The organism is Pseudomonas sp. XP1 (genome assembly GCF_053557675.1).
The window spans coordinates 1-21,242 of the sequence record NZ_JBNRIJ010000001.1 but is presented as its reverse complement, the minus strand read 5'-3'; the positions used below and the strand labels follow the sequence as shown (position 1 = coordinate 21,242).

Sequence of the window (21,242 nt, the reverse complement as noted above, 5' to 3'; positions counted from 1 at the left end):
TCCCCCGGCGATTGGGCCGCAAAGCGGCCCCAGAGAAGCAGATCAGTCAGTCAGACCAACATACACGTTCTGCACGTCATCGTTCTCGTCGATGGCTTCGAGGAACGCTTCCACCTCGGCCAATGCTTCAGCACTCAGGCTGGCCGCGCTCACCGGGTTCTTCGGGGTGTAGCCGATCTTCGCCGAGGTCACGGTGAAGCCATGCTCCGGCAGGGCCTTCTGCACCGCGTCGAGGTCGGTGGTGTCGGTGATGAACAGGGTCGAACCCTCTTCGTCGCCTTCCTCGAAGTCTTGGGCACCGGCTTCGATGGCCGCTATTTCCGGGTCGGCGTCGCCGTTCGGGGTGGCTTCGATCAGGCCGACATGGTTGAAGTCCCAGGCCACCGAACCGCTGGCGCCCAGCTGGCCCTTGCGGAACAGCACACGGATCTGCGCGACGGTGCGGTTGACGTTGTCGGTCAGGCACTCGACGATCAGCGGTACCTGGTGCGGGGCGAAACCTTCGTAGCTTACCGCCGAGTACTGCACGGCATCGCCGTCCAGGCCCGCGCCCTTGCGGATTGCGCGCTCCAGCGTCTCGCGGGTCATCGAGGCCTTCTTGGCCTGCTCGATGGCCAGGCGCAGGCGTGGGTTCATGTCCGGGTCGGCGCCGGACTTGGCAGCGATCTGGATCTCTTTGGACAGCTTGCCCATGATCTTGCCTTTGGCGTTGGCCGCGGCTTCTTTATGTTTGGCTTTCCACTGTGCGCCCATGTCGACTCTCTTGTTTCAGCGGCCGGTTCAGGAAGCGACCGGCCAAAAGTGGGTGCAGTTTATACGCCCTCCGGCCTGTGTTCGACAAGAAATCTCATCAGCCTTTATCGGCCTTCCCAGCCGCCGCGGCAAACCGCGCCAACCGCACGTCCAGCCTGCGCGGCCGCAGCCCACGGTCCTCGGCCCGCTCCTTGCGGCGGATGGCATTGCGCACCATCAGCGAGCCCAGGTAGCGGATCGGCTCGGGCGGGAACAGCCCCAACGGCCCCTTGACCAGCGGCGAACGGGTCCATGGGTTGTCCAGCCCCAGTGCCAGCGACGACAGAATCTGCCCGCCCATGTGGCACGGCCCGACGCCGCTGCCGGAGTAACCAAAGCCGTAGAACACGTTGCCCTGCCCGTCCAGCCGGCCAAAGAATGGCAAGCCGGTCACCGAGCGGTCGGACGGCCCGTTCCAGCTGGCCGCCAGTGGCACCTCGGCCAGCGCCGGGAAAAAACCACCCAGGCTTTCACGCAGCAGTGGCCGGTACGGCGACGGCTGGTCGAACACCGGCAGCATGCGCCCGCCATAGGCGAAGGTATTGCCGCCCTTGCCGAGCATCAGCCGGCCATCGGAGGTGTTGTGGTAGTAATGCACGAAAATCCGCGAATCGAGCACGCTGATGCCGCTGTCCAGGCCGGTCTGGTGCAGCAGCTCGGGGCAAGGTTCGGTGATCACCATGTCGCTGGAAACAATCGCCACGCTGCGCTCGAACTGCGGGAAAGCCCGCGCCATCCAGGCATTCAGGCCCAATACCACGCGGTCGGCGCGCACCGTCCCATGGGCCGTGCGCACCTGCACCGGGGCGCCGTGCTCCAGGCCGGTCATGGCGCTGCCCTCATGGATGCGCACGCCACGCTGCAAGGCCACCCGGCGCAGGCCGCGCACCAGCTTGCCAGGCTGCACCGTGGCCGCGGCCGGCGAAAACCAGCCTTCCAGGTGCCGCGCCGAACCCGCCAGGCGCTGCACCTGCTGCAGCGGCAGGCGGCGAAACGAATTGATCCCCTTTTGCTCCAGCGCGGCGATCACCGCGTCGGTGGCGCCGACCTGCGCGGCATTGGTGGCGGTGTACAGCGTGCCGTCCAGGCGGTAGTCGCAATCGATGCCATTGGCCGCGCAGAACGCACCGATCTCAGCGATGCTGCGCTCCGACTCACGCACCAGGCGCACCGCTTCGGCCACCCCGAACAGCCGCTCGAGGGTGAAGTACTTGGCCGACCAGGACAACGCACAGCCACCATTGCGGCCACTTGCACCGGCACCGCAGATATCGGCCTCGATCAGCACGATATCCAGGGCCGGCACCGCCTCCTTCAGCATCAGCGCGGTCCACAGGCCGGTATAGCCGCCGCCGACGATGCACACATCGCAGCGGGCATCACCTTGCAGCGGCGGGCACACCGCCTCTTGCGCCGAATCCAGGGCCTGTTGCAGCCAGAAGGGTCTCATTCGCTCGCTTTCCTTTCAGGTACGCAGTGGCTTGATTGCCATGCTGGTATTGGGTGCCACGTCGGTGCTTTGCGCAGCGCTGGCCGGGCGGCTGTTCCAGTGCGGCAGCAGCACCAGTGCCGAGAACAGCGCGCAGCCGGCAAACACGATGAACACCGTGACACCATCGAAGTACCCCGGCAGCAGCCCGCCAAGCACCGCCCCCACCGAACCGCAGCCGTTGACGAAGCCAGCTGCGGTAGCGCCAGCCTTGGCGGTGCCGAAGTCGATGGCCGCAGCGCCGCTGATCATCGAGTCCGGCCCGTACAGGGTCAGGCCCATGACGAACAGCAGGGCCACCACCAGCATCACGCTGCCGGTGTGCATGGCCGCCATGAACGCCGCCAACGCCACGGTCAGCAGTACCAGGCTGATGACACAGGCCGGCATGCGCCGGGCGCCGAACAGCTTGTCGGAGGCCAGGCCGATGATGATCGGGCCGAGCAGCCCGGCCAGTTCGAAGGCTGTCGGTATGATCGCTGCCCCCACCTTGCCCACCGAGGGCATCTGCTCGAAGACGATCACCGGCCCCCACAGCAGGATGGCGTAGCGCGCCGGCTTCAACAGGAAGTACGCCAGCCCCAGGGTCAGCACCGTGCGGTTGCGCAGGATCTCCTTCAGCGGTGCCCAAACGCTGCACAGGTTGCCGGCCGGGGCCATGCTCTGCGGCTCGGGCTCCACCGCCGGCAGGCCGACGTCTTCAGGCTTGTTGCGCTGCAGGAAGAAGAACAGCACGGCCACCAGCGCCACCACCGCGGCACTCGAGAAGAACGCCGCGTGCCAGGTACCGACCAAGGTATAGGCCCACCAGCCGGCGAACGGCGAGGCTACCAGGCCGCCGAAGGCATAGCAGGAACTCCACAGGCCCAGCACCCGCCCACGCTGCGACGCCGGGAAGAAGCTGCCGATGTTCTTGCACAACCCGGCCCAGCCCGTGGATTGCGCCAGCCCCTGCACCAGCATGCAGGTGGCGAAGATCGGGAAGGTGGCGTAACTGCCCATCACCACCGCCGCAGCAGCAGAAATCAGCAGGCCGCCGAGCACCACTACACGTGGGCCAAAGCGGTCGGCGAGCATGCCCCAGGTGAACTGGCCCACGGCGTAGGCGGCCAGGTAGATGGCGTCGAGGTTGGCCATGGCGGCCTTGTCGAGCATGAAGTTGGGGTCTTCACCGATGCCCAGCTTGGCCACCGAGAAGGCCTTGCGGGTGAAGTAGAAGGCGGCGTAGGCCAGCCAGGTTATGGCGAAAATCTGGATGCGCCAGCGTTTGAACGCGGCTAGGGACTGATTCATGTAAGTCTGACCTCTTGCTCAAGTGTGCCGGCAGAATGTGAAGAAACGCCTGTCTTGTTCTTGTGTTACGCACAGCGATGACGAGGCTGTCATCGGGTCAGATGGCGCCGTGTAGGAACCATGGCCCTGGCGGCACTTGTGGTGCCAGCGTCGGGCTGACATGCATGGAAACAGTTGCGCTAAGATAAATAAAATCGATTTATCGTATTTCACACATAAGCCCAGCTTGTTACTGAGGTCGTCATGTCGGTTTCACACGCACAACTCAAGGCCTTCCATGCCGTGGCCGTTCACGGCAGCTTTACCCGCGCTGCCGAAAAATTGTTTCTGACCCAGCCAGCGGTGTCGGACCAGGTGCGCAAACTGGAGGAGCGCTTCGGCGTCTTGCTGTTCCACCGCAACAAGCGTTCGGTGCAGCTCACCGACCTTGGCGAGCGCCTGCTGGGCATCAGCCAGCGCCTGTTCGCCTGCGAGGCCGAGGCCCATGAACTACTGCAGGATTCGCGTGCGCTGCACACCGGCAGCCTGGTGCTGGCGGTGGATGCGCCAGTGCACGTGCTGCCGCAGATCGCCCGCTTCTGCCAGCGCTACCCGGGCATCCAGGTAAAGATCGAGACTGGCAACACCGACGAATCGCTGGCCCGGCTGTTCAGCTACCAGGCCGACCTGGCCCTGCTGGGGCGGGACGTGGACGATGAGCGCCTGCACTGCCTGCCGCTGCGCCGCGACCCGATGGTGGCGTTTGTCTCCCACCAGCACCCCTGGGCCAGCCGCGGCGCGATCAGCCTGGCGGATCTGGACGATACGCCGCTGGTGCTGCGCGAGCCCGGGTCGGTGACGCGGCAGACCCTGGAAGAAGAAATGCAACGAGCCGGGCTGCGGATCCGCCCGGCGATCCAGGTAGAAGGCCGGGAAGCGGCGCGGGAAGCGGTGGTGGTGGGGATTGGTGTGGGGGTGGTGTCGGCGGCGGAGTTTGGTGCGGATGCGCGGGTGTGCGCATTGCCGATCGTCGATTGCCAGCGACACCTGACCGAGACACTGGTGTGCCTGAGCGAGCAGCGCACGCGGCGGGTGGTGGCGACCTTCCTGCAGATGGTGGAGGAAGGGTTGTAAGCCTGTGCTGCGAAGAGGCCGGCACAGGCAACCCGACTATGCTGGGATAACCTCAACCCTCGGCACACAACCCATGCTCTACCGCCTTGCCGCCGACACCCTGGTCCTGCTGCACCTGCTGTTCATCCTGCTGGTGCTGTTCGGCGGCCTGCTGGTACTGCGCTGGCGCCCTGCCCTGCTGCTGCACCTGCCGGCGCTGGCCTGGGGCCTGGCGGTGGAATGCCTGCACCTGGGCTGCCCGCTGACCACCTGGGAAAACCGCATGCGCAGCGCGGCCGGTGACGCAGGCTACCAGGGCGGCTTCGTCGAGCACTACATCTGGCCGTTGATCTACCCCGCAGGGCTGACACCGTACATCCAGCTGCTGCTGGGCACTTTGGTGCTGCTGCTCAACCTCGGCATCTACAGCTACGTGGCCTGGCGCTGGCGCCGCCCTAGCGGGTAGCGATCAGGAACAGCCGCGGGAACGGCAACAGCACCTTGCCATCGGTGGCCGGCGGGTAGTCGCGCTGCATCGCCTGCAGGTACATCTGCAGGAAATCCACCTGCTCCTGGGCATCCAACCGCCCCAGATAGGGTCGCAAGGCCGAACCCTTGAACCATTCCACCACGGCTTCGGCGCCGCCGGCCAACGGGTGGTGGTAGGTGGTGCGCCACACATCCACCCGTGCACACAGCGGGCTGAGCAGGTCGTAGTAGAACGCCGCGCTGTGCCGTGGCGGCAGCTGGAAGTCAGCGAACTTCGCCGCCCAGGGGCCCTGGCTGGCGATTTCGCGCAGCTGCCGGTGGGCCGGCTCGTCGAGGTTGTCCGGGGTCTGCACGGCCAGGCTGGCACCTTCGCTCAACTGGCGCACCAGGTGCGGGTACAGCGAGGCGTGGTCAGGCACCCATTGCAGCGAGGCATTGGCCAGGATCAGGTCCTGCGGCTCGGGGGCTGACCAGCCGGCAATGTCACCGATGACCATGCGCACCCGGGGTATGCGCAGCCGTTTGCGCTCGCGGGCCTTGTCGATCATGTCGGGGTCGCTGTCCAGGGCCGTCACCTGGGCATCCGGGTAACGTTGCAGCAGCACCTCGGTGGAATTGCCAGGGCCACAGCCCAGGTCGGTGGCGTGGCGTACCGGGCGTGGTGGCACAGCGGCGAGCAGGTCGCGCACGGCGCGGGTACGCTCGTCTTCGAACAGCGAATACTGGGTGGCGGACCAGGCCATGTGAAGCTCCTCTGGGCGGGCAATGTGTTCAGCATATGCCATCTGCCGGCGATAGGGCCGGAACTGACCACCTATGCTTGGTGTCGTCCATGTATGCGCCCCTCCATGAAAACTTTCATCACCCTCGCCATCCTGGCCCTGATCGCCACCGCCGCCCTGCTCGGCTCGCCCTGGATGAACCAGCGCTTTCACATGCCAGCGGAAAAAAACAATGCCCAACAACGCGAAACGGCCGGGTCCCCGAGGGAGCCGGCCGTTTCGATGAGCGAATGACGCTTAGTGCTGCTTGCCAGTGCGGATCTGATGCACCACACCCATTGCCACCACGATTGCCGCGGCGATACCGGTGGAGATCACCAGGATCTGGTAGTCAGGCATGAAGGCCATGGTCACCAGGGCGGCGACGATGAACGCGATCACCAGGTAAGTCAGCCATGGGAACAGCCACATCTTCAGGCGTACTTCCTTGCCTTCGGCAATCAGCTTGCGGCGCATGCGCAGCTGCGAGAAGGCAATCACCAGATACACCAGCAGGGCAATCATGCCGGTGGTGTTCATCAGGGTTTCCAGCACGTCTTTCGGGCGCAGGGTCTCGCTGAAGTTGATCAGCGCGCACACCACGGCCACGGCGCACGAGCCCATGATCGCGTAAACCGGTACACCGGTGCCGGCGCGGGTGATCTTGAAGAACGACGGCGCGTCGCCACGCTGTGCCAGGGAGAACAGCATGCGCGAAGCGGTGTAGTGGCCCGAGATCAGGCAGCTGCTCACCGAGGTCAGAACCACGAAGTTCATCAGCAGCTCGGCATACGGCACGCCCAGCAGCTCCAGGGTGCGGCGGTAGGCGCCATAGCCGGAAACGCCCAGGTGCGGGTCGTTCCACGGTACCAGGCAGACGATCAGGAAGATCGAACCTACGTAGAACAGGCACACACGCCACACCACGGAGTTGGTCGCCTTGACGATCTGCGCGGCAGGGTCCTTGGCTTCGGAAGCGGCAATGGTGACGATTTCCGCGCCGAGGAAGGCGAACATCACCCCGAGCAAGGCACCGATCACGGTGGTGATGCCGTTGGGCATGAACCCTTCGGCAGTAAGGTGGCTGATGCCACGCACTTCACCGAACTGCCAGATGTTCAGCACGGCAGCGGTGCACACGATCAGGAAGCAGACAATCGCGATCACCTTGATCAAGGCGAACCAGAACTCGAACTCACCGTAGTGCTTGACGTTGAAGAAGTTGACGGTGATCAGCAACAGGGTCGTGGCCAGCACGAACACGTTGACGCTGACGTCGGGGAAGAAACCATGCAGGATCTTGCCCGCCACATAAGCTTCCCAGGCCATCAGGATGACCCAGTACCACCAGTACAGCCAGCCGATGGTGAAACCGGCCCAACGGCCGATGGCGCGATCGGCGTAGGTAGAGAACGAACCGGTGTCTGGCGAGGAAGTCGCCATTTCACCCAGCATGCGCATGATCAGTACCACCAGGATGCCGCCTGCCAGGTAGGCCAGCACGGCGGCTGGGCCGGCGCTGTGAATCACGCTGCCGGAACCGACGAACAAGGCGCCGCCGATAACCCCGGCGATCGACATCATCGTCAGGTGGCGCGACTTGAGCGAGGCACTGAGCTTGCTCTCGTGCCCGCTTTTCGCGGTGGTGGTTGTGGATGTTGCGTCCATCAGTTGTGTACCCCGTGCTTCTTTTTATCCAAGGAAAACTGTGAAACCCCGATGGCTGGCGGCTTCACGTACATCAGTGCTAATGCGCGCAGGATGGTGTGAGCGAACACACGCAGGCCTTCCATGGCGGCCTGCTGACGCGCCCCAGGGCAGGCGCCTGGGGCGAACTGAACATGCTTTAGGTGGCGATATCTGACACCTAATGTAAAAATGTCCGGCGCAGAGAGCCATGCACAGTGGCATGAAACTCGCACTGCACTGTACAGGTCGCCCATGCAATACACCTTGCAAACGCCGGGCGATACGCACCCTGAAGGCCCCGAATGTTCGAATTACATCCAGACTCCTCGACCCCGCTGGTGAACCAGATCATCGACGGGCTGCGCGAGTTGATCGACAACCAGACCCTCAAGCCAGGCGCCAAGGTCCCCTCGATCCGCGCCTTTGCCGCGAGCTATTCGGTGAGCACCTTCACCGTGGTCGAGGCCTACGACCGTCTGGTCGCCCAGGGCCTGCTGGTGAGCCGGGGCAATGCGGGGTTCTTCGTCAACCGCGCGGCGGGCGAATTGCTCGACCCGCACAACACCGAGGCCGACACCAGTCGACCAACGTTCAACTCCGAGTGGTACCTGCAGCAGATCTTCGAAATCCGCCAGTTGCCGTTCAAGCCGGGCTGCGGCTGGCTGCCCAACGACTGGATGTACGAAGACGGCCTGCGCCGCGGCCTGCGCCAGGTGGCCGGCAGCCCGCTGGAGCTGTCGGGCTACGGCGACCCCATGGGCCTGATGGAGCTGCGTGCACTGACCGCACAGAACCTGCAGCAGGAACTGTCTATCGTCGCCAACCCGGCGCAGCTGATGCTCACCCATGGCGCCAGCCAGGCCCTGGACCTGGCCGCGCGCACCCTGGTGCGCCCGGGCGACGTGGTGCTGGTGGACGACCCGGGCTATCCCAACCTGATGAGCATCCTGCGCACCCAGGGCGCGACCCTGGTCGGCGTGCCGCGCACACCGGCCGGCTACGACCTGAACCAGCTGGAGCAGTTGCTCACCCATCACCGCCCCACTGCGTTCTTCACCCAGCCGCACCTGCACAGCCCGACCTGCTCGCGCACCCCGCTGCCGCAGCTGCACCGCCTGCTGCAGCTGGCCAGCCAGCACGGCTTCCGCCTGGTGGAGAACAACCTGTACGCCGACATGGTCGCCGAACCGCAGCCATGCCTGGCCAGCCTCGACCACCTGCAGCAGGTGGTGTACGTGGGTAGCTACTCCAAGAGCATTTCGCCCAATGTGCGGGTCGGCTACATGTTGGCCAACCCCGAGCTGATGCAGAAGCTGCTGCACCTGAAGATGCGCTCAGGCCTGACCACCTCGCAGGTGATGGAGCGCGTGGTGTATGCCGCGATCATCGACGGGCGCTGGCGCAAGCACCTCAAGCGCCTGCGCCAGCGTTTGGCCGAGGCGCACCAGGAAGTTGGCCGGCATCTGCATCGGTTGGGCTTCGAGCTGTTCACCGAGTCGGATGAAGGGATGTATATCTGGACCCGCCACCCGGCGATTCCGGACAGCGCGGCGTTGCTGGATGACGCGCTGGAGAAAGGCATCATGCTCGGGCCCGGGCAGTTGTTCATGGTCGATGCCAAGGCGACCGGGTGGATGCGGTTCAACGTGGCGTTCAGTACCGAGCCGGCGATGTGGGAGTTGCTGGAGAAGGTGTTGGTGAAGCATGTGCGGCGGGGTGGGGTGTAGTTCGCCGCAACCTTTTCAGCACCTGTGAGATCGAGCGCCGCTCTGCACATCAACTAGGCCTAGGCGTGCAGTGGGGGGGAACAGGGGGATTCTCTGGTGCTTGCAGTCTGTGCAGGGATTGCCCAAGGGATGGCGCCTGATGCGAAGATTCTGGTTCCCCCAGCCTACGCCTGCCACCGATAGCTGCACACTCCACGCTTGGGCCACGCTGGCTTCTTCACGGACATGCCCGCTGCCACAGGTGCAGGCCAACTCCCTCCGCAGTCTGCGTCACCTATTCCATAAACCTCAGGGATACTTCAGCCAACGAGTGCCTATAACAAAAACTAGATGTCTAACTCCCTTGATCCAACAGCTTAACCCATCTTCTTACACCCACCAGCCATCGGCATCTACGATTTCTATTGGTGTCGCGCTCGCTACTCAATAGCAGTGCATCTATTCCACCTGCCGCCCTTCTTGCGAAAGCCTCAAGGTTTAGTACCTCAAGGCTTCTTCAAGGGAAATAGACGTGACCTCACGCAGAACACTAACAAGCCAGGAACTGCAAGAAATATACTCAGCCGCGCCTTTTACATATGACTTTGAGGACATCCTTTCTTGGGACAGCCCGTTCACACTACCTATAACACCGCCGAACATAGCATCGCTTTCATATGATGCGCTCAGCGACAACGCAACGACCATTGCGAAAAATGTGATACAGGAAATCGAGGCTACCTGCCCAGTGAGCACTCCTGGATTTGAGAACTATTTGAATAAACATTATTCAGACATAAGACAATCCCACCCAGACCAGGTAAGCCAACTTTACGCCCAAAAGAAATTCCTCCTGCTCCTTTATAACAAAACCCACAAACAAGCCATCCGCAATATCAACCTATACTTAGCAGAACACATATATACAATAGGCATTGACGAAGCAGCACTGCATTTCGAAAACGTCGTTCACTTTAACCGCTGGCGCGACCAAGATTTCTATATGATCGAGGAAGATTTGTACTTTTTAATGAGCAGCATTACTGCCGCGCAAATTGAAATAGTACTAAATCGCTGCCTTGAAAAAATAAAAAAGGAATACGAAAACCTCCAGCAGAAAACCATAATAATATTAAGAAACAACCACAACAAAGACAGTCAAGGCAATTCCATCACCTTAAAACCCAACTCCGGAATAGTGCTAAGCTCAACATTAACCACAATATCAACTAACCCAATCAGATTTGGCAGCCTTCAGAGCCATATCCTTAGAGGAATAGAGAAAGTTAAGACACTGGGCATTACTGCAACCCCAATCTTCAGGCTGGGCATAGGTTTATTTTTTTATTCATCAGAATTAGGAAACGCTGATTTGTACCATGACTCAGCCCTGAGCATGCCTGCTGAACTACTCATTCCTGATTTGCCTACGAACATTCATGACATTGCGCTTAAGCACGGGACAATTGAATCACCGCTACGAATAAATGCCAATCTGGACACGTATACACTTACGAACCGTGCAAACTCCACAAGTGCTGAAAAAAAGGTGCCTGTACGCCCCTTAGTAATGGATAAAGAAGGCAATAGCTACACATCGATTCCATCGAGTGATTTTCCAATCAGGCTCAGCTTCCCCATTCATACCGAGAACGGGTCGTCAACTACAACCCCCAGTGACCCGATACTGTCGGACCCCTATGAGGGGGTCAATCTCAGACCCGCATGGATAGAAGCGACACCGCTCCCTGCCTATGAACCACCGAATTATAAAGACTGTATTTACTGCTTCCCGCCAGAATCTGGTCTGCCACCACTGTACGTAGTTTTCAATTCTCCCTATCCCGACGCAACAACCATAGGCACTTATAGCGGGCGAGCTTATAATCCAGACAAAGCAGGTGGACCTATCGAGCGACTGGATTGGCGCGAGGTCAAAATCACAGCGACAGGCATCGAATTAGTCAAATTACACACAAGCCGCTTCGGCCCGTCCGATGCAAATGACATCATGATCAACAGGCTGGAAAAAATCCTACAGGGCAAGTTGCAAGAAACGGACACCGACAAGCGCTTTTACACACATGAGATAAGGGAGCTGGAGCGCTTTCGCACCCTTGAAATACCAGATAAAATCAGGCCGAACGATGATGGTGAAGCATGGAACAATACACACGCTGCAACACTGGAAGACTACCAACTCACCTCGGAGCTCGAACTGCTTTACACACCAGAAGCAATTGAAGCAGATGACCAGCAGATCTCACGAGAGAACAAATGAACACTATTAGCGAAATAATCACCAACGAAAGCCCCACCGATATCATTCTGTGGCTTGTCAGGCAAAATGGCATTTCTCATCCACGACTCGACAATCTATACAATCGAAATGGATGGGTGAACATTGGCGACTGCCTACAACTCATTAACCTGATTAAGAAAATGAGTGACGAAGGTTTGATACAGCGTGGTGGAAATGGCTATATCAAAGGTCCAAACTGGCGAGAGCCTGAATTCTTGACCCAAAAAAGATATGAGCTATAAGCAGAACTGATTCCAGAGCCCAGCACGTACATCCTCGTTCACCGAGACCGAGTATCATCACAGACGCCGGCAGCGACAACACAGCTGCCGGCATATAGCACTTATCACCAATCTGCTTTATCAGCAAAGAACCCCAGCACATTCGCCTCCAGGCTCTCCAGGTGATACCCCCCTTCCTGCACGATCAGGCACGGCAAGCGCATTGCCCGAATCCGCTCGCCCAATACCGCAAACCCTTCAGTCGTCACCGCCACCTTGCTCTGCGGGTCGAGTTCGTAGATATCGAACCCCAGCGACAACACCAGCACCTCGGCGCCAAAGTCCTTCACCGCCGCCAGCGCGATTTCCAGCTGGCCCATGAAGTCCGCTTCGCTAGCCCCATGCGCCATCGGCAAGTTGAGGTTGTACCCCTCCCCCGCACCGCTGCCACGCTCGTCCGCGAACCCGGCAACACCTGGGTAGAAGTTGGTGGGGTCGCCATGCACCGACACATACAGCACATCCCGGCGGTCGTAGAAGATTTCCTGAATGCCCTGCCCGTGGTGCATGTCGGCATCGAGAATGGCCACTCGGCTGTAGCGGCTGCGCAAGGCCTGGGCAGCCACGGCGGCATTGTTGATGTAGCAGAAACCACCGGCTGCATCGAAGCGCGCATGGTGGCCGGGCGGCCGGCACAGGGCATAGGCCGCCGGCTCACCGTCGAGAATGGCCTTGGCACCGGCCACCGCGCTTTGCGCAGACCAATAGGCCGAGCGCCAGGTGTGTTCGCCTACAGGGCAGCTGCCGTCAGCCAGGTAGCGCCCGGCCTGGGCGAGGATGCCACGCAAGGCGTTGGGTTCGCGCACGAAGATGTTGGACATGACCTCGTCGCCCCAATCTTCGGGCACTTCCTTCCAGCGTGCATGGGCCTCTTCGAGGAAGGCCAGGTAGGCCTCGCCATGCACTGCCTTGAGCGGCTCGAGGCCGGTGTCCTCAGGCTGACGGATGTCGAAGCCCAGAGCCTTGGCTGCCTGGAGCAGGCGCTGGGCGCGCTCGGGGACTTCCTGCGGGGTGCGCATGGCGCCGCGCGAGTAATAGCTGCGTGGGTGGTGCAGCAGTTGTTCGGGGTGGAAGTAGCAACGCATCAGGCTTCTCCTTGTTCGATCAGGCCCGCACGGGCCAGCACGGCGTTGAGCAGTACATCGGCACCCTGGCGGGCGTCCTCGGGCAGTACGTCTTCGGCTTCGTTATGGCTCAGGCCGCCGACACAGGGGATGAACACCATGGCGGTCGGGCAGTAGCGGGCCAGCAGGATGGCGTCGTGGCCGGCACCGCTGACGATCGACTGCTGGTCATAGCCGAGGCCATCCACCGCCTGCTGCACGGCAGCTACGCAGTCGGCGTCGAACGGCGTGGCCGGGCTGACCCAGTGGCGCTCGATACGCACCCGCAACCCGCGCTGATTGGCGATGGCTTGCAGCTTCAACGTCAGGTCGCGCTCCATCGCCTCGATGGCTTCATCCCGGTGATGACGCAAGTCGACGGTGAACTGCAGCAACCCTGGAATGGTGTTGCGCGAGGACTTGGCGATGGACAGTTCACCCACGGTGGTCAGGCCTTGCGGTGCGAAGTCGGTGGCCAGTTGCTCGACGGCCTGGATCATCTGTGCAGCGCCGTACAGGGCATCCTTGCGCAATGGCATCGGTGTGGTGCCGGCGTGTGCGGCCATGCCTTCGACGGTAACGTCCAGCCAACGGATGGCCTGCCCGCCGCTGACCACGCCAATGGCCTTGGCGTTGTCTTCAAGGATCGGACCTTGCTCGATATGCGCCTCGAAATAGGCATCCACCCGGCCGCCCAGCGGGCGCTGGCCGGCGTAACCGGTGCGTTGCAGTTCGTCGGCGACGCTGATGCCATCGGCGTCGCGAATGGCCAGCGCTTCGTCCAGGGCCAGAGTGCCGGTGAACACCGCCGAACCGAACATGGCCGGGGTGAAGCGGGCGCCCTCCTCGTTGGTCCATACGGCGATTTCCAGCGGTTTGCGCGTCTGGATGTTCAGGTCATTGAGCCGGCGTACCACTTCAAGGCCCGCCAGCACACCGTAGACGCCATCGAAACGGCCGCCCTCAGGTTGGGTGTCGAGGTGGCTGCCCATCATCACCGGCGCTGCATCCGGGTCGCTGCCAGCGCGGCGAGCGAACAGGTTGCCGATGGCATCGACGGTCAGCGTCAGGCCGGCTTCACGGCACCAGTGGCTGAACAGTTCACGGCCAGCCTTGTCCTCGTCGCTGAGGGCAAGGCGGCAGCTGCCGCCACGGGCAGTGGCACCGATTTCGGCCATGGCCATCAGGCTCGCCCACAGGCGTTCGCCATTACTTTTCAACATGTGCGGGTACTCCAGAAAAACGGTTCGATCAGGCCAGTTCCAGGCGCTGGCTGCGGGCGTACTGGCGCGCCAGGGCGAGCACGCAGACCAGCGAAATAGTGGCGATCAGGGTGTAGAACACCGCCATCGGCCACCATTGGCCGGTGAAGGTGTGGGCCAGCCAGGTACCGATCAGCGGGGTCAGGCCGCCCGCGATAGCGCCGCAGATCTGGTAGGCCAGGGAAATGGCGGTGTAGCGCACGCGGGTTTCGAACATGCCGCTGACATAGCCGGCGATCACCGCGTAGAAAGACGCCATGCACGCAGCTGCCAGGGCGATGCCGAGTACGATCAACGGGCCCTGACCCGAGCTGACCAGCACGAACATCGGGTAAGGCGAAGCCATCGCCAGCAGCGCGACAAGGGCCAGGAAGCGGGTGGCGCCCATCTTCTCCGATAGCCAGGCGGCCAACGGCTGCACGCAGAACTGGATGATCGCCACGAAGAACAGGCACTCCAGAATCAACGAGCGCTCCAGGTGCAATTGCTGGGTGGTGTAACTGATCATGAAGGTGTTGGTGAAGTAGACCCCGGCAATACCCAGGGTATTGGCACCGATGCACAGCAACAGCGGGCGCCAGGCCGTGCGCAGCACTTCGAATACCGGGGCCTGCTCCTTGCGCCGGGCCTTTTCCGCCTGCTCGCGGCTGGCGATGAACTCGGGCGACTCATTCACCCCCAGGCGAATCGCCAGGCCCACCAGCAGCAACAGCGCGCTGGCCAGGAATGGCACGCGCCAGCCCCAGCTCATCAGGTCTGCTTCCGGCAGGCGGGTGACCGCGCCAAAGGCCAGCAGCGACAGGATCAGGCCCGCCGGGCTGCCCAGCTGGGCGAACGAGGCGAAGAAGTTGCGCCGGCCCTTGGGCGCATGCTCGCCAGCCATCAGCACTGCCCCGCCCCACTCGCCACCCACGGCAATGCCCTGGACGATGCGCAGCAGGATCAGCAGTACCGGCGCGGTGGCGCCGATTTGTGCGTAGGTCGGCAGCAGGCCGATGCCCACGGTGACGATGCCCATCATCAGCAAGGTGATGACCAGCGATTTCTTGCGGCCGATACGGTCGCCCACGTGGCCGAAGACGATGCCACCTAGCGGCCGGGCGAAGAAGCCGACGGCGAAGGTACCGAACGCGGCCATGGTGCTGAACAGGCTGTTGTCGGAGGGGAAGAACAGCGCACCGAACACCAGGGCAGCGGCGGTGGCGTAGATGTAGAAGTCGTACCACTCGATCATGGTGCCAATGAACGCGGCAGCGGCGGCACGGCGTGGCTGGGGGGAAGCGGTGGGCTTCATGGAGGCTCCTTTGCTTGTTGTTCTGGCAGGAGTTGTCAGGGGCACGGGGGCGCTCTTGTGGCGCTTGGCTTGTTGAATCGGTGTTGGCTTCTTCGCGGGCTCGCCCGCTCCCACAGGTACTGCGCAGCATTCGAAACTTGTGGTGACCCTGTGGGAGCGGGCAAGCCCGCGAAGAGGCCAGCACCGACTCAGCAGGCCTCGATACCTGCGATTTATCGGCCCGGGGCTATGATTAGTCAATTTTCTATTTATTATTCGAAATATTAGCCTTGCTTATTATCGAGCCCTGCCATGCCCGACCGTCTGCTCAACGACCGCCTCGACTGGAACCTGCTGCGTACCTTCCGGGTCATCGGCCAGGAGCTGTCCATCAGCCGCGCTGCCGCGCGCCTGCACCTCACCCAGCCGGCAGTGAGCCAGGCGCTCAAGCGCCTTGAAGAACAGCTTGGCCGCCAGCTCATCGCCCGCCGCGGGCCGCGCTTCGTGCTGACGGAAATGGGCGAGCAGCTGTTTCAGCTGGCTGGCGAGGTCTATGGGCAGATGTCGCAGATCGGCAGCTTGCTGGAGCAGCCGGCGGACGAACTGGTGGGCAAGGTACGCCTGCTGATGATCAGCCGTATCGTCAACGAACGCTTCGACGACTTCCTGGCCGACTTCCACCGCCAGCACCCGCGGGTGGAGCTGGAGATTGATGTAATGCGCAGCTCCGACATCGTCGCCGCCCTGCAGGAAAAAACCGCCACGGCGGGCCTAAGCCTGAACCGGCGTGCGCAGCCACGGCTGGAGCAACGGTTGTTCCTGCGCCAGCGCTATGCGTTCTTCTGTGGCAAGCACCATGCCCTGTTCGGCCAGGCCGAAGGCGACCTGCAGCGGGAGAACTTCGTCAGTTTCACCAGTGACCAGATTGGCGGCATGCTGTCGCCACTGACCATTTTCCGCGACCAGCAAGGGTTTGCCGGGCGGATCGTGGCATCGTCACCCAGCCTTGAGGAAGTGCGCCGGCTGGTGATTGCGGGGTTTGGCATAGGTTGCCTGCCCGAGCATGTGGTGGCGCCGGATGTAGACGCCGGGTTGCTGTGGAAGCTGCCGCCGCAGGAAGGGATTGCCGATGTGGATATCCACCTGTTGTGGAACAGGGAACAGCGCTTCAGCCGGGCGGAAGAGGTGTTTATCGAGGCGTTGCAGCAACGCCTTGACTGAACGCGGAGCCGGGGTTGGCGAGCACTGGACACAATAGTGGCCAATTAGTAGCATCCAGACCAACTGAATATTACGGACAATCTCAGTCATGGATCGAGCCACCGGGGTCATTCGACGCCCTATTCATTACCCCATCCGCACTTTGATTACCTGGGAAGAAGCATGGAAGGGGCCCGACGAGGGCTTGATCCGGTGCTGGGAGATTGGCCGTGAGCGGGCCCTGACCCAGCCAGAACTTGCCCGGCACTGCATCGATGGCGCCCTCCCGGTGCTAGGTTGGAAAGGTGGCCATGATCGCGCCTTGAAGAAACCGATGAAGTACGGTTCGTTCAAGTACCTGGCGCAATGGCAGGGCCTTCGCGGCGAGGATCTGTTCATCGATACGCGAACAGAGCTCACCCTGACCTGTAATCACACCGGCATGCTGACAACGTTCACACCGGACCAGGAAAAATACGCCAATGCTGTGATCCTGACGGAATAGAAACGAGGAACAGGGAATGGTCGATCTTCATCAGGAATTTCAGAACAGCCGCTTTTTTCACGAAGCGCGGATCGCGCAGCGCTCGGTTGATGGGTTGATTGGAATCGCTGCGGGCCTGACTGCTGACAATCAGGTCAATCAACAAGAAGCCGAGTTCCTCAAAGGATGGATGGAGCAGCAACTCGTTCATCTTGAGGATCCGGTCATCAATTTGTTGTACCGGCGCCTGAGCGACATGCTCAAGGACAATATGCTGGATGCTGCCGAGTCGGCTGAACTGCTTGAGCTATTGCAGCAGTTCACCGGCAAGCCGCGCTGCAGCGACAACCCATTCTCTTCACCCACCTCACTGCCACTCGATAACCCCGAACCCACACTGGAGTGGACAGGCCGCATGTTCCTGTTTACCGGCACAATGGCTTACGGGCCTCGCAAAGCATGCGAAGCGCTGGTAGTCGAACGTGGGGGTTCAATCGCCGCGGGGGTGAGCAAGAAGACCCACTACCTGGTCATTGGCAGTATTGGCAACGAGCAGTGGCTACACAGCAGTTATGGCACGAAGATCAAGAAAGCAGTGGAAATCAGGGAAGCGGGTGCGAACATTGCGATCGTAAGCGAGGCGCATTGGCAGCGTGCGGCGTTTGGTTGATGGCCATGATGGCGTTTACCGCTTCTGAGCGGATCGATACACCTCGCTACGCTCGCGTTTGCCAACCGATACCACCACTACAACGATACGCTCGTCCTCGACTCGATAGACGAGGCGATATCCAGAGGCCTTGAGCTTGATTTTGTAGTGGTTCGGCAGGTCACGCAGCGCGTCGGCCTGTACCTTGGGTGACTGCAGGCGCTCGGCGAGTTTTTTCTTGATCTGTTCGCGCACGGTGTGGCCTAGCTTGCCCCACTCTTTCAGTGCCGAAGGCAGGAATTCGAGTTTATAGGTCATCCAGGGATACCGGTACGCCTTTTTCACCCAACCTCGACTTGGCCAGTTCGCTCAATTCGAGATCTTCCAAGCGTTCCATCATGGCCTCGTACAGTTCGGCCGGCACCATGTAACCCATCACGCGGTTGTGATTGAGCACGGCGACGGGCATACCCGCAGCGCCGGTCATCACCGCGGATGGGTTCTTTTTCAGTTCCGACACGCTTACGGCCACGTCAGCGAATATGTTTTGCATGTTTACACCCTCAATAGAGAGCCATATTTTGGTCCATATATAGGACACAAACAAGTCGTCGCTGCTCAAGCACAGAGGTGAGACACGACAGGCGAAATGCCGTGTTTGTGGGAGATCGCCCAGCCCTTTGAATCCAACGCGGTGCATGGCACCGGCTGCGCCGGTGTTCGCGGCTAAAACCGCTCCCACAGGGTCCCTGCTAGCTCAATGAGTCATTTGCATTTCCATGGGGAGCGGTCGGGGTCAGGCTGTTGCCAGTGCCGGGTAGTCGGTCAGGCCATGGGCATCACCACCGAACAGCGTGGCCCGTTCGTGCTCGGCCAGTGGCGCATTCAGCTTCAGCCGCGCCGGCAGGTCCGGGTTGGCCACGAATGGCCGGCCGAAGCCGATCAGGTCAGCCCAGCCCTCCTCCAGCGCACGCCGTGCACGTTCGCCGGTGTATTTGCCGGCATACACCATCACCCCGGGGAACACTGCCCGCAGCTGTTGCTTGAAGTCCACCGGCATGTCCGGCGCGTCATCCCAGTCGGCTTCGGCAATGTGCAGGTAGCCGATGCCGATTTCGCCCAGGCGCTTGGCCGCCGCGGTATAGGTGGTGACCGGGTCGGCATCGACACAGCCATTGAGCGTGGTCAGCGGCGCCAGGCGTACGCCTACGCGCTGAGCGTCGCCGGTGCCTTCGACCAGCGCACGGGTGACCTGGTCGAGGAAACGCAGACGGTTTTCCAGCGAACCGCCGTAGCGGTCGGTACGATCGTTGGCGCCGGAATCGAGAAACTGGTTGACCAGGTAACCGTTGGCCGCGTGCAACTCGACACCGTCAAAACCAGCCGCCATGGCATTGCGCGCAGCCTGGCGGTACTGCTCGATGATCTCGGCAATTTCCGCTTCGCTCAACGCGCGCGGCTTGGAGGCCTGGACAAAGCCTGGCGTGCCGTCGGCATTGTCGATGAACACATTCACGCCTTCGGCCTGCATCGCCGAGGACGACACCGGTGCCTGGCCGCCGAGCAGGCTGCTGTGGCTGAGGCGACCGACGTGCCAGAGCTGGGCGAAGATGCGCCCGCCTGCGGCATGTACCGCCTCGGTGACCAGGCGCCAGCCGTCGATCTGCGCCTGGGTGTGGATACCCGGGGTGCGGGCGTAACCCTTGCCCAGTGGCGAGATCCAGGTGCCTTCACTGACGATCAGCCCGGCACTGGCGCGTTGTGCGTAGTACTCGGCCATCAGCGCGGTCGGGACATCGCCAGGCTGTGCGGCGCGGGAGCGGGTCATCGGTGGCATCAGCACACGGTTGGGCAGGTCAAGGGCGCCGAATTGCAGGGGTTGGAACAGCGGATCTTGAGTCATCATGAGCATCTCCGTAAGTCGAATCAGGGGTCAGGCGCGGCTGACGACAGGTTGTGGCTGGGCAGGTACGCGGCGGTCGAGGCGGCCGCTGTACAGGGTAAGGGCCAGGGCACCGAGGGTGACCAGCGCGGCAATCCATGGGGTGTGGCCGAGGCCGAGCTGTTGCACGACCTGGGCACCGCCCCAGGAACCACCGGCCACACCCAGGTTGAAGGCGGCGATGTTGAAACCGGCAGCCACGTCGACTGCGTCGGGGGCGACCTTTTCCGCCTGCTGCACCACGTACACCTGCAGGCCCGGCACATTGCCGAAGGCCACCGCGCCCCAGGCCAGTACGGTGATTACCACCAGCACCGGATGCGGCGCGGTGAAGGTCAGCGCCAGCAGCACCACGGCCAGCAGCAGGAAAATGATCGACAGTGCCTTGACCGGGCCTTTGCGGTCGGCCAGGCGGCCGCCCCAGATGTTGCCCAGGGCAACCGAAACACCGTAGGCGAGCAGCACCAGGGCGACGCTGTTGGCGCCGAAGCCGGCGATGTCCTGCAGGATCGGGGCAAGGAAGGTGAAGGCGATCAGCGAGCCGCCGTAACCCACGGCAGTCATGGCATACACCAGCAGCAGGCGCGGTTGCAGCATCACCCGCAGTTGGCGCAGCAGCGGTGCCGGCTGGCTGTGCTGGATGCGCTTGGGCACGAACAGCAATGCACCGAGCAGCGCCACCAGGCCGAAGGCCGCCGCCACCAGGAAGGTCACACGCCAGCCGAAGTGCTGGCCGATGAAGGTACCCAGCGGGATACCGGTGACGAAGGCCACGGTCATGCCACTGAACATGGTGGCGATGGCACTGGCGGCTTTTTCTTTCGGCACCAGGCTGGTGGCGATGATCGAGCCGACCGAGAAGAACACCCCATGGGCCAGGCCGGTGAGGATGCGCGCCATGATCAGCGATTCGTAGCTGGGTGCCTGCCAGGCCACCAGGTTACCGGCGGTGAACAGCGCCATCAGGCCGACCAGCAACAGCTTGCGCGGGACACGGCCGGTCATGGCGGTGAGCAGAGGCGCGCCGATGGCGACGCTCAGGGCGTAAAGGCTGACCAGCAGGCCGGCCGAAGGCAGGGTGACCGCCAGGTCATTGGCGATGGTCGGGATGAGGCCGACGATCACGAACTCCGTGGTGCCGATGGCGAAAGCCGCCAGGGTCAGGGCTAACAAGGCGAGAGGCATTTGAGAATCACCTGTGGAAGGTTGGGATGGGTGAATTCTCGGGGGACGTGGGGATGGGAAAAAGGTGGGGACGGGACAATGAGTTTTGATTTGAAGGCAAAGGTCATCCTGAAGCTATTGCGAGCGGGTCAACTTTAATGTTCCAGCCTGCGCGGTCAGTTGTGGGAGCGGCCTTGTGTCGCGAAAGGGCTGCAAGGCAGCCCCAGGGGTTCAGCGCAAAGACATATATTGCTGGGGCTGCTTTGCAGCC

Annotated in this window: 22 protein-coding genes; 9 read left to right on the top strand and 13 right to left on the bottom strand. The window is 61.8% G+C overall.

The annotated features are described in order from the left end of the window. Nucleotides 1–42 precede the first annotated feature (42 nt). From ACK1U9_RS00110 to ACK1U9_RS00100, 3 genes are all read right to left on the bottom strand, one after another. Entirely contained in the window at nucleotides 43–753 is a 711-nt protein-coding gene (locus ACK1U9_RS00110; protein WP_085601323.1) for a YebC/PmpR family DNA-binding transcriptional regulator, read from the bottom strand. A 97-nt stretch (nucleotides 754–850) separates the two neighbouring features. Beyond that, nucleotides 851–2,242 carry an FAD-dependent oxidoreductase gene (locus ACK1U9_RS00105; protein WP_085601322.1) on the bottom strand — a complete coding sequence of 464 codons (1,392 nt, stop codon included), beginning with the start codon at nucleotides 2,240–2,242 and terminating at the stop codon, nucleotides 851–853. A 15-nt stretch (nucleotides 2,243–2,257) separates the two neighbouring features. After that, nucleotides 2,258–3,574 (bottom strand): MFS transporter, encoded by a 1,317-nt coding sequence (locus tag ACK1U9_RS00100; protein WP_046614008.1) that lies wholly within the window; start codon nucleotides 3,572–3,574, stop codon nucleotides 2,258–2,260. Nucleotides 3,575–3,817: 243 nt separating this feature from the next. Between ACK1U9_RS00100 and ACK1U9_RS00095 the strand changes: the two genes are divergently transcribed. Both ACK1U9_RS00095 and ACK1U9_RS00090 read left to right on the top strand, forming a co-directional pair. After that, complete coding sequence (locus ACK1U9_RS00095; protein ID WP_013972053.1) at nucleotides 3,818–4,687, top strand: LysR substrate-binding domain-containing protein; 870 nt, start codon at nucleotides 3,818–3,820, stop codon at nucleotides 4,685–4,687. Nucleotides 4,688–4,760: 73 nt separating this feature from the next. Continuing rightward, entirely contained in the window at nucleotides 4,761–5,132 is a 372-nt protein-coding gene (locus tag ACK1U9_RS00090) for a DUF2784 domain-containing protein (protein WP_196183761.1), read from the top strand. Here the strand turns inward: ACK1U9_RS00090 and tam are convergent. Continuing rightward, the gene (gene tam, locus ACK1U9_RS00085; protein ID WP_449109582.1) at nucleotides 5,122–5,898 is read right to left on the bottom strand and encodes a trans-aconitate 2-methyltransferase; all 777 of its coding nucleotides are present in this window, start codon (nucleotides 5,896–5,898) and stop codon (nucleotides 5,122–5,124) included. The genes ACK1U9_RS00090 and tam overlap by 11 nt on opposite strands. A gap of 93 nt (nucleotides 5,899–5,991) precedes the next feature. On the opposite strand from tam, the gene ACK1U9_RS00080 reads away from it, so the two are divergent. Next, a complete protein-coding gene (locus tag ACK1U9_RS00080) occupies nucleotides 5,992–6,171 on the top strand; it encodes a hypothetical protein (protein WP_449109675.1) in 180 nt (59 codons plus the stop codon). Between the two features lie 3 nt (nucleotides 6,172–6,174). Here the strand turns inward: ACK1U9_RS00080 and ACK1U9_RS00075 are convergent, their stop codons facing one another. Together ACK1U9_RS00075 and ACK1U9_RS00070 are read right to left on the bottom strand one after the other, a co-directional pair. Then, the gene (locus tag ACK1U9_RS00075; RefSeq protein ID WP_025338600.1) at nucleotides 6,175–7,584 is read right to left on the bottom strand and encodes an amino acid permease; all 1,410 of its coding nucleotides are present in this window, start codon (nucleotides 7,582–7,584) and stop codon (nucleotides 6,175–6,177) included. Continuing rightward, entirely contained in the window at nucleotides 7,584–7,859 is a 276-nt protein-coding gene (locus ACK1U9_RS00070) for a hypothetical protein (RefSeq protein ID WP_135002437.1), read from the bottom strand. Before ACK1U9_RS00070 ends, ACK1U9_RS00075 begins: the two co-directional genes overlap by 1 nt. Nucleotides 7,860–7,907: 48 nt before the next feature. Here ACK1U9_RS00070 and ACK1U9_RS00065 point away from each other — a divergent pair, with 48 nt between their 5' ends. From ACK1U9_RS00065 to ACK1U9_RS00055, 3 genes are all read left to right on the top strand, one after another. After that, nucleotides 7,908–9,332 carry an aminotransferase-like domain-containing protein gene (locus ACK1U9_RS00065; protein ID WP_046614013.1) on the top strand — a complete coding sequence of 475 codons (1,425 nt, stop codon included), beginning with the start codon at nucleotides 7,908–7,910 and terminating at the stop codon, nucleotides 9,330–9,332. A gap of 511 nt (nucleotides 9,333–9,843) precedes the next feature. Continuing rightward, nucleotides 9,844–11,592 carry an S-type pyocin domain-containing protein gene (locus ACK1U9_RS00060; protein WP_449109581.1) on the top strand — a complete coding sequence of 583 codons (1,749 nt, stop codon included), beginning with the start codon at nucleotides 9,844–9,846 and terminating at the stop codon, nucleotides 11,590–11,592. Beyond that, entirely contained in the window at nucleotides 11,589–11,855 is a 267-nt protein-coding gene (locus tag ACK1U9_RS00055) for a hypothetical protein (protein WP_085619215.1), read from the top strand. Before ACK1U9_RS00060 ends, ACK1U9_RS00055 begins: the two co-directional genes overlap by 4 nt. Nucleotides 11,856–11,959: 104 nt before the next feature. Here the strand turns inward: ACK1U9_RS00055 and ACK1U9_RS00050 are convergent, their stop codons facing one another. From ACK1U9_RS00050 to ACK1U9_RS00040, 3 genes are read right to left on the bottom strand one after another with little or no spacing between them, the layout of a single operon-like run. Beyond that, entirely contained in the window at nucleotides 11,960–12,979 is a 1,020-nt protein-coding gene (locus tag ACK1U9_RS00050; protein WP_153670564.1) for a histone deacetylase family protein, read from the bottom strand. Further along, nucleotides 12,979–14,220, bottom strand: a complete 1,242-nt coding sequence (locus ACK1U9_RS00045) for a Zn-dependent hydrolase (RefSeq protein WP_108481367.1) — start codon at nucleotides 14,218–14,220, stop codon at nucleotides 12,979–12,981. The genes ACK1U9_RS00050 and ACK1U9_RS00045 overlap by 1 nt, the downstream gene beginning before the upstream one ends. Nucleotides 14,221–14,248: 28 nt before the next feature. Further along, entirely contained in the window at nucleotides 14,249–15,553 is a 1,305-nt protein-coding gene (locus ACK1U9_RS00040) for an MFS transporter (protein WP_085601316.1), read from the bottom strand. 291 nt (nucleotides 15,554–15,844) lie between these two features. On the opposite strand from ACK1U9_RS00040, the gene ACK1U9_RS00035 reads away from it, so the two are divergent. From ACK1U9_RS00035 to ACK1U9_RS00025, 3 genes are all read left to right on the top strand, one after another. Next, entirely contained in the window at nucleotides 15,845–16,753 is a 909-nt protein-coding gene (locus tag ACK1U9_RS00035; RefSeq protein ID WP_046614017.1) for a LysR family transcriptional regulator, read from the top strand. Nucleotides 16,754–16,841: 88 nt separating this feature from the next. After that, complete coding sequence (locus ACK1U9_RS00030; protein WP_085601315.1) at nucleotides 16,842–17,237, top strand: hypothetical protein; 396 nt, start codon at nucleotides 16,842–16,844, stop codon at nucleotides 17,235–17,237. A gap of 16 nt (nucleotides 17,238–17,253) precedes the next feature. Then, nucleotides 17,254–17,886, top strand: coding sequence for a BRCT domain-containing protein (locus ACK1U9_RS00025; RefSeq protein WP_085601314.1), 633 nt, complete (start codon nucleotides 17,254–17,256; stop codon nucleotides 17,884–17,886). Nucleotides 17,887–17,901: 15 nt separating this feature from the next. Here the strand turns inward: ACK1U9_RS00025 and ACK1U9_RS00020 are convergent, their stop codons facing one another. From ACK1U9_RS00020 to ACK1U9_RS00005, 4 genes are all read right to left on the bottom strand, one after another. Further along, on the bottom strand, nucleotides 17,902–18,183 hold the full coding sequence (locus ACK1U9_RS00020; RefSeq protein WP_003259987.1) for a type II toxin-antitoxin system RelE family toxin: 282 nt from the start codon (nucleotides 18,181–18,183) through the stop codon (nucleotides 17,902–17,904). Beyond that, nucleotides 18,173–18,418 (bottom strand): type II toxin-antitoxin system Phd/YefM family antitoxin, encoded by a 246-nt coding sequence (locus ACK1U9_RS00015; RefSeq protein ID WP_013972043.1) that lies wholly within the window; start codon nucleotides 18,416–18,418, stop codon nucleotides 18,173–18,175. The genes ACK1U9_RS00020 and ACK1U9_RS00015 overlap by 11 nt, the downstream gene beginning before the upstream one ends. A gap of 243 nt (nucleotides 18,419–18,661) precedes the next feature. Then, on the bottom strand, nucleotides 18,662–19,768 hold the full coding sequence (locus tag ACK1U9_RS00010; protein WP_153670595.1) for an alkene reductase: 1,107 nt from the start codon (nucleotides 19,766–19,768) through the stop codon (nucleotides 18,662–18,664). A gap of 30 nt (nucleotides 19,769–19,798) precedes the next feature. After that, nucleotides 19,799–20,992 (bottom strand): MFS transporter, encoded by a 1,194-nt coding sequence (locus ACK1U9_RS00005; RefSeq protein WP_449109580.1) that lies wholly within the window; start codon nucleotides 20,990–20,992, stop codon nucleotides 19,799–19,801. Nucleotides 20,993–21,242: the final 250 nt, after the last annotated feature.

Coding starts and splice junctions, on each gene's coding strand:
- ACK1U9_RS00055 (WP_085619215.1), top strand. CDS start 11,589: ATGAACACTATTAGCGAAATAATCACCAACGAAAGCCCCACCGATATC.
- ACK1U9_RS00070 (WP_135002437.1), bottom strand. CDS start 7,859: ATGGGCGACCTGTACAGTGCAGTGCGAGTTTCATGCCACTGTGCATGG.
- ACK1U9_RS00100 (WP_046614008.1), bottom strand. CDS start 3,574: ATGAATCAGTCCCTAGCCGCGTTCAAACGCTGGCGCATCCAGATTTTC.
- ACK1U9_RS00005 (WP_449109580.1), bottom strand. CDS start 20,992: ATGCCTCTCGCCTTGTTAGCCCTGACCCTGGCGGCTTTCGCCATCGGC.
- ACK1U9_RS00105 (WP_085601322.1), bottom strand. CDS start 2,242: ATGAGACCCTTCTGGCTGCAACAGGCCCTGGATTCGGCGCAAGAGGCG.
- ACK1U9_RS00065 (WP_046614013.1), top strand. CDS start 7,908: ATGTTCGAATTACATCCAGACTCCTCGACCCCGCTGGTGAACCAGATC.
- ACK1U9_RS00050 (WP_153670564.1), bottom strand. CDS start 12,979: ATGCGTTGCTACTTCCACCCCGAACAACTGCTGCACCACCCACGCAGC.
- ACK1U9_RS00035 (WP_046614017.1), top strand. CDS start 15,845: ATGCCCGACCGTCTGCTCAACGACCGCCTCGACTGGAACCTGCTGCGT.
- ACK1U9_RS00090 (WP_196183761.1), top strand. CDS start 4,761: ATGCTCTACCGCCTTGCCGCCGACACCCTGGTCCTGCTGCACCTGCTG.
- ACK1U9_RS00095 (WP_013972053.1), top strand. CDS start 3,818: ATGTCGGTTTCACACGCACAACTCAAGGCCTTCCATGCCGTGGCCGTT.
- ACK1U9_RS00025 (WP_085601314.1), top strand. CDS start 17,254: ATGGTCGATCTTCATCAGGAATTTCAGAACAGCCGCTTTTTTCACGAA.
- ACK1U9_RS00040 (WP_085601316.1), bottom strand. CDS start 15,553: ATGAAGCCCACCGCTTCCCCCCAGCCACGCCGTGCCGCCGCTGCCGCG.
- tam (WP_449109582.1), bottom strand. CDS start 5,898: ATGGCCTGGTCCGCCACCCAGTATTCGCTGTTCGAAGACGAGCGTACC.
- ACK1U9_RS00075 (WP_025338600.1), bottom strand. CDS start 7,584: ATGGACGCAACATCCACAACCACCACCGCGAAAAGCGGGCACGAGAGC.
- ACK1U9_RS00015 (WP_013972043.1), bottom strand. CDS start 18,418: ATGCAAAACATATTCGCTGACGTGGCCGTAAGCGTGTCGGAACTGAAA.
- ACK1U9_RS00080 (WP_449109675.1), top strand. CDS start 5,992: ATGCGCCCCTCCATGAAAACTTTCATCACCCTCGCCATCCTGGCCCTG.
- ACK1U9_RS00045 (WP_108481367.1), bottom strand. CDS start 14,220: ATGTTGAAAAGTAATGGCGAACGCCTGTGGGCGAGCCTGATGGCCATG.
- ACK1U9_RS00020 (WP_003259987.1), bottom strand. CDS start 18,183: ATGACCTATAAACTCGAATTCCTGCCTTCGGCACTGAAAGAGTGGGGC.
- ACK1U9_RS00110 (WP_085601323.1), bottom strand. CDS start 753: ATGGGCGCACAGTGGAAAGCCAAACATAAAGAAGCCGCGGCCAACGCC.
- ACK1U9_RS00010 (WP_153670595.1), bottom strand. CDS start 19,768: ATGACTCAAGATCCGCTGTTCCAACCCCTGCAATTCGGCGCCCTTGAC.
- ACK1U9_RS00030 (WP_085601315.1), top strand. CDS start 16,842: ATGGATCGAGCCACCGGGGTCATTCGACGCCCTATTCATTACCCCATC.